This window comes from Oleiphilus sp. HI0086 (assembly GCF_001635225.1).
On the sequence record NZ_LWFZ01001070.1, the window covers coordinates 1 to 902 of the forward strand.

At 41.4% G+C, this 902-nt stretch carries 1 protein-coding gene; it reads left to right on the top strand.

The features are described from left to right. A partial coding sequence (locus tag A3756_RS19045; protein ID WP_068554306.1) for an AraC family transcriptional regulator occupies positions 1–884 on the top strand: 884 nt, incomplete at its 5' end. Positions 885–902 lie beyond the last annotated feature (18 nt).

Sequence of the window (902 nt, forward strand, 5' to 3'; positions counted from 1 at the left end):
ATCGTATTTCATCTGAGCGAGTATCAACACTAATTCGTTCTATCTGGCGACTAATGGATGATGAGTTCATGGGCTTTACCGATCAGCCCTGTAAACAAGGTGTTTTTGCCATCGTAGCTAAACAAATGATAAGGGAGCAAACTATTGGTGAAAGCATAAGGCGGGCAAGCTTGCTCTACAGTACCTTTAGAAACGATATCGTGCTGCAACTTGAAAATACTACGGAGGGAGCTCGTCTTATTTTTCAGCCTGTACGGCCCGAGTTGGATACTGCCAATTTCCTCGTAGAGTTTTTTTTATTGGTTTGGCATCGCTTTGCAAGCTGGCTTGTTACTGAACGATTACCTTTAAAATATGTTAGCTTGAGTTACCAGAGTCCACCGCATGTTGCGGAGTATAGTTTGCTCTTTCCTTGTCACTGTAGGTTTGGTGAAACGCAAAACGCACTAGTCTTCGAATCAGCTCTTATGGATTTGCCTATTAAACAGGGCCAGAAAGAGTTGAATACTTTTTTACAAAATTCGCCAACCGATTTGCTGTCAAAGCCGGACTTTCAACGAAGTTTTAGTACTCAAGTAATGAATATGATTGTTGATGATACGATGCAGTTTAAGAAGCTTGATGATTTGGCCAGTGAACTCAATATGAGCCCAAGAAATTTAAGACGTGTCTTGGAAAAAGAAAACACTAGCTACCAACAAATTAAGCAAAAACTACGATGTGAAAAAGCGCTAAGCCTGCTAAATGATAGTAATCGATCAATAAGCGAGATAGGGTTGGAATTAGGCTTTGATGAAGCCTCGGTATTTTCTAGAGCGTTTAAAACCTGGATGGGCTTATCACCGCGTGCCTATCGTGATAAACACTCGATTGGAAGTGCTTGAGAAGAGTTACCCGGCTTC